Origin of the sequence: Cytobacillus massiliigabonensis, assembly GCF_900199725.1 — a bacterium.
GTDB classification, from domain to species: Bacteria; Bacillota; Bacilli; order Bacillales; family Cytobacillaceae; genus Cytobacillus; species Cytobacillus massiliigabonensis.
The window spans coordinates 458,132-464,168 of sequence record NZ_LT904903.1 but is presented as its reverse complement, the minus strand read 5'-3'; the positions used below and the strand labels follow the sequence as shown (position 1 = coordinate 464,168).

The 6,037-nt window shown below is 37.5% G+C and carries 4 protein-coding genes; all 4 read right to left on the bottom strand.

The features are described 5' to 3' along the window. Positions 1-387: 387 nt before the first annotated feature. Complete coding sequence (locus C1726_RS08405; RefSeq protein WP_102273242.1) at positions 388-1,467, bottom strand: D-alanine--D-alanine ligase; 1,080 nt, start codon at positions 1,465-1,467, stop codon at positions 388-390. A 258-nt stretch (positions 1,468-1,725) separates the two neighbouring features. Next, the gene (locus C1726_RS08400) at positions 1,726-3,678 is read right to left on the bottom strand and encodes an LTA synthase family protein (RefSeq protein WP_102272733.1); all 1,953 of its coding nucleotides are present in this window, start codon (positions 3,676-3,678) and stop codon (positions 1,726-1,728) included. 250 nt (positions 3,679-3,928) lie between these two features. After that, positions 3,929-5,386, bottom strand: a complete 1,458-nt coding sequence (locus C1726_RS08395) for a SulP family inorganic anion transporter (protein ID WP_102272732.1) — start codon at positions 5,384-5,386, stop codon at positions 3,929-3,931. 220 nt (positions 5,387-5,606) lie between these two features. Next, on the bottom strand, positions 5,607-6,023 hold the full coding sequence (locus C1726_RS08390; RefSeq protein WP_180968141.1) for a CBS domain-containing protein: 417 nt from the start codon (positions 6,021-6,023) through the stop codon (positions 5,607-5,609). Positions 6,024-6,037: the final 14 nt, after the last annotated feature.

Below are 6,037 nucleotides of genomic sequence, written 5' to 3'. Positions count from 1 at the left end.
CTAGGGGCTCGAGGTCATAAGCCATCTCGTCATGAAGGTTAAAGAACAACCTTCCTGTCGATCTGTCTTATGCTTGTCGCCCCTGAGCAAGTCGCCTCCGCTTTTCGATTTGTCTAGCTCCGGCGCCTAGGGGCTCGAGGTCATAAGCCATCTCGTCATGAAGGTTAAAGAACAACCTTCCTGTCGATCTGTCTTATGCTTGTCGCCCCTGAGCAAGTCGCCTCCGCTTTTCGATTTGTCTAGCTGCGGCGCCTATCGCCTATCAAACTTCAGGTCCCCTCCCTGCGATAAGTCGACATCTATTCGCTTTCGCCCATTGTGTCTCCTATATCTCAGTCGGTGTCCTTCCAGTTTGTACGGCGATGATCAAGCCGCCTCCGCTTTTCGTTATTCCATCGTATATTTAATATTTTGCTTTTCTGCATGTCTTTCTTTTGCAAGATTAACTAGTTTTTCGATCAGCTGCGGATATTCTACTCCTGTATGCTTCCAAAGTAACGGAAACATGCTAAATGGTGTAAAACCAGGCATTGTATTAATCTCGTTAATATACCATTTTCCTTCTCTTGTCAGGAAGAAGTCGGCTCTTACAAGCCCAGAGCAGTCAAGTGCCTTAAAAGCCTTGATTGCCATTTCCTTCAGTTCATTATATTCCGTATCCGTAATTTCAGCTGGAATAATTAATGCCGTATTGCCGTCTTCATATTTTGCCTTATAATCATAAAATTCCTTCTTTGGAACAATCTCACCAGCAACCGAGCATTCTGGGTAATCATTTCCCATGACTCCCGTCTCGATTTCTCTTGCGGTAACACCTTCCTCAATAATGATTTTACGATCAAATTTGAAGGCCTCTCTAAATGCCTGTTCAAGCTCAGTACGGTTTGTACATTTACTAATGCCAACACTTGAACCAAGATTTGCTGGTTTTACGAAACAAGGATATCCAAGTTCATTTTCCACTTTATTATAGGCATCATCCTTCGCATTTTCCCATTCACTGCGGATAAACCATGTGTACTTCACCTGCGGAAGACCAGCCTGCGCAAAAACGTTTTTCATAATAACTTTATCCATGCCTGCTGAGGAAGCAAGAACACCATTGCCTACATAAGGAAGGTTCATAAGCTCTAATAATCCCTGTACTGTTCCATCTTCCCCATTTGGTCCATGTAATAATGGAAATATTACATCAAAAGGACCGCTTTGTTCTGATGCTTGAAATAAGGTAGGTGCTAAGGCTGCTTGTGGCAATGCTTCAGTTTTTGAAAATGCCAGTTCTTTTACATTTGTCACAGGTCCCATTAATTGCTGACCTTTAATCCATTCCCCGCTTGCCGAAATATATATTGGATGAATTTCAAACTTTTCAAGATCTAATGCTTTTATTACAGCCATTGCCGTCTGCAGCGATACATCATGTTCTGCGGATTTACCGCCATATAAAAGACCAATTTTTGTTTTCATCATTTAAACAAACCTCCATTTGGAATTGCACCTACCTATTTTACCACTTACTTAATTAAGAAAGGGAGTGATTCATATATGTTTATTGAGGAATTTTTTCCCGACAATCTTTCGCCCATATTTATATATGTATGAATCACTAATAAAAAAGGAAACTTTTCTTCGTATTATTTCTAGTTACTTTTTACTTAAATAATCTATTATATATACAATTTCAAAAAAAAGCCGCCTGATTTCACAGGCAGCCTTTTTATGTTGCTATTTTTCTGATTCAACAACTTCAGATTCATTATACTTATATTTTGAACGGTCTACTGGAGTAAAACCCTCAGGCTCATAGAAACGCAATAGATCCCCATTAACGACTCTATCAGAAAGCGATAATTTATGACTCGCACTTTCCTGTAACTTTTCTGCCTCAGGCAATCTGTCTTCTTCCAGCAGCAAACCTGTCTTTGAATCATAGAATTTCCCATCAATAGCGGTTATCGTCGAACTTACAAAGTTGCCATTTCGGAAAGGGACAAGATCATCATGCTGTTCGGATAGTAGATCTGTTCCGAACTGTACATAATCCTTTGTTTCTATTCCCAGCAAATGAAGAAGTGTAGGGAGTATGTCCATTTGTCCGCCATACTCATGGTTCACTCCGCCTTGCATGCCAGGCACTCGAATAAACAACGGCACTCGTTGTAAACCAGTGCTCTCGAAAGACGTAATTTCTTTTCCTAACACTTTTTCCATTGCTTTATTATGATTTTCTGAAATTCCATAATGGTCTCCATACATGATAATAATCGAATTGTCATATAATCCGGATTCCTTCAGGTAATCAAAAAATTGCTTTAATGCTTCGTCAGCATAACGAGCTGTCTGGAAGTAGCGATCAACTGATTTATCTCCAGTTGTATGAGGGGCAATTGTCGCATCTTCCTCTTTAATCGGATATGGATAATGATGTGTTACCGTCATAAATTTTGTATAAAACGGCTGCGGCAATGATTCCAATAGCGGAATAGATTGCTCAAAGAAAGGCTTATCCATCAACCCATAATCAGCTAAGTCTTCAGGCTTCATATCATAATAGCTAGAATCAAAAAACTTGTTAAAGCCAAATGATTTATAAATTTCATTGCGATTCCAGAAACTTCCTGAGTTTCCGTGAAATACTGCAGACGTATAGCCCAGCTGACCAAGAATAGCTGGTGCCGCTTGGAACGTATTTAATCCTTTTGTTGTAAATGCTGAGCCCGATGGCAATCCATACAATGAATTTTCCAGCATAAATTCTGCATCAGCAGTTTTGCCTTGTCCCGTTTGATGGAAGAAATTATCAAAGTAAAGCGTGTTTCCTTCACTCGTCAATGAATTTAAAAACGGTGTGACCTCTTCCCCATGCAGCTTGTAATTTATCAAGAAGTTTTGAATCGATTCAAGGTGCAAATAGATGACATTCATTCCTTCTGCCTTACCAAAAAATGCCGGATTTGGCTTAGCATAATTCGATTGAGTAAAGTTTATAACTTCTGTAATGTCATTGCTATCTGCCATAACCCTTTGGGCAGATGCTTTCGTGCTTTGAACTGCATCATAAATTGTATAATTGTACATCCCCAAATACTTTACAATGTAGTTTCGATCAAATCCTCTTGTTAATAGCTGAGGACGGTCTGCTTCTGCTAAAGCAAGATTTAAACTTGAAATTCCTAACGCTAATGATAATAATGCAGCTACTTTCCTGCGGCCAATATCTTTCACTTCAATTTTCACAAGTTTAAAAGATAGCAAGCCAATCAAAAGAATTAGATCAATAAAGAATAAGAAATCATATGGTTTTAAAAGAGAAGTAATGCTTCCACTTACATCTCCAAAATTTTGCGTCTGCGTTAAAGTTGGCAATGTAATAAAATCGTTAAAGAACCGATAAAATAATACATTGGCAAATAAAAGAAATGATAATAGAAAATCAATAATCATCAGGAAAATATACTTTTTTCTTCCTTTGAAGAAGAAAGCTAGTCCCAAAAATAATAAGGATGACCCTAATGGATTTAAAAATAAAAGAAAACGCTGCATGGAATTTTCAATACCTAAGTCAAACTGTGTGGATTGTACAATATATGTTTTCATCCATAAAAGAACAACTGCTAAAAAGAAAAAGACCACAAATTTATTTAATATATTTTGATCTTTTTGTAATCGAATATTCATTTTTACACCTTCCCCTATTCTTTGCATTACCGTTTGAACATAACTAAGATCGATTAAACCGAAAACTCAAAGAAAGGTTATTTATAAATTGATTGATTATTTTTTTATAATTTTAACCGCGATAAACAATATATCATGTTTTACTAAAAAAATGAACCATTTTGATCTATTTACCAATATCCAGATTATGTCCTAAACATTGAAGAAATGTCCAAATCTCCAAAAAAAACCACGTGAAATAACGTGATTTTTAATGATTTGCTCCAGCTTTAGGGTGAGTGGCTAATCGATCAATTAAGTTCGAGCTGGGTTTATTTAACCCTGATAATTGGACAGTTACACCATGATCTCTCAGCTTTAAAACGATTTTATCAATCGCTGCAACCCCTGAGTCATCCCAAATATGTGCGTGGGTGAAATCTATTTCTACTTCTTTTACATCTCCGTTATATTCAAAAGAAGAGACAAGTTCGTCCACTGAAGCAAAAAATACTTGTCCTTTAACTGCATATATCTTCTTATTTCCTTCTATTTTTGAGTTTACCTGAACTTTAGAGATTTTTGCGACAAAGAAAATGGCACTTAGAACAATTCCTGCAAATACCCCTTTTGAAAGATCGTGGGTGAACACAGTCGTTACCGTTGTCGTGATCATAACAATGGAATCTGTAATAGGCGTTTTAGCTAATCCTTTAAATGATGCCCAATCAAATGTCCCAATTGAAACCATAATCATCACACCAACTAGAGCAGCCATCGGGATCTGAACAACAATATTTCCAAGAACTAAGATCAAAAACATTAAAAATGTTCCAGCTACAAGAGCAGAAAGCCTTCCTCTTCCACCAGATTTTACATTGATAACAGATTGTCCAATCATTGCACAGCCAGCCATCCCGCCAAATAATCCAGCAACAATATTCGCCATTCCCTGACCGCGGCTTTCACGATTTTTATCACTTGCTGTATCTGTCATGTCATCTACGATAGATGCAGTTAATAATGACTCTAATAAGCCGACAATAGAAAGAGCTAATGAATAAGGAAAAATAATCTTCAACGTCTCAAAATTAAATGGCACATCTGGAAAGAAAAATGAAGGAAGAGCAGACGTTAAATGACCCATATCACCTACAGTTTTCACATCACTCTTTGTCATAATTGCAATTATAGTGATAACAATAATAGCAACTAATGGAGATGGAACAGCCTTTGTTATTCTTGGAAAAAGATAAATGATCGCTAATGCGCCAGCTGCCATTGTATACATAACCCATGTTGCACCAGCAAATTGTTCAAGCTGAGCCATAAAAATTAAAATAGCTAATGCATTAACGAAACCAATCATAACGGATCTCGGAATAAATTTCATAAAACGAGCTAATTTCAACACACCAAATAAAATTTGCAGAATACCGGTCAGAATCGTGGCAGCAAACAAATATTGCATCCCATGGTCAGCAACTAATGTAACCATGAGCAATGCCATTGCCCCAGTCGCTGCAGAAATCATTCCAGGTCTGCCACCTACAATGGAAATCGTTACGGCAATACAGAAAGAAGCATATAACCCGACCATTGGGTCTACTCCAGCAATGATAGAAAATGCAATAGCTTCTGGAATAAGTGCTAACGCCACAACAATTCCAGCAAGTATATCTCCTTTAATATTGCCTAGCCATTGTTCTTTAGTTGTCAGTACTTTCAAATAAACACCTCATTCTTAATCATTTTCCAAAAAAAAATGACTTTGAACTCGCATCAAAGTCGGGACCGTTAAAAACATATTGAATCATATCATATTTACGAAGAATGACAAGACTTGATGAAAGCGCTTATTTATCTGCAATTTTTCAATTTCCTTCGTTTTTCTCCTATATACTATAATAAATACCTAAATAATAAAAAAGAGACACGTAAACGTGTCCCTAGGATAAATCACTTTTTGAAATTTGGGTAAGTGCCTGACCTGCCTTTTGATCAGCTTGTTCACGAATCGCAAGATCTCCGAGGGAGACCATCCCAACCAAATTTCCATTATCAACAACAGGCAGACGCCGAACTTGGTGCTGAGACATTAATTGTGCCGCTTCTTCTAAAGATGATGAAGATGAAACAGTTATGACGTTATTAGACATAACACTTTGAATGGAATCATTTGGAGCCCCATTTGTTAACCCTCGGACAACCATATCCCTGTCAGTAACCATTCCTACCACTTGGCTGTTTTCTACTACTGGCATTGATCCAATATTTAATTCCTGCATTTTAGAAGCTACTGTGCTTAAATTGTCTTGGTTGGAACAGCTTTGCACGTTTGTGCTCATAACATCTCTTACTTGCATTGTACTGTACTCCC

Coding starts and splice junctions, on each gene's coding strand:
- C1726_RS08405 (WP_102273242.1), bottom strand. CDS start 1,467: ATGAAAACAAAAATTGGTCTTTTATATGGCGGTAAATCCGCAGAACAT.
- C1726_RS08400 (WP_102272733.1), bottom strand. CDS start 3,678: ATGAATATTCGATTACAAAAAGATCAAAATATATTAAATAAATTTGTG.
- C1726_RS08390 (WP_180968141.1), bottom strand. CDS start 6,023: ATGCAAGTAAGAGATGTTATGAGCACAAACGTGCAAAGCTGTTCCAAC.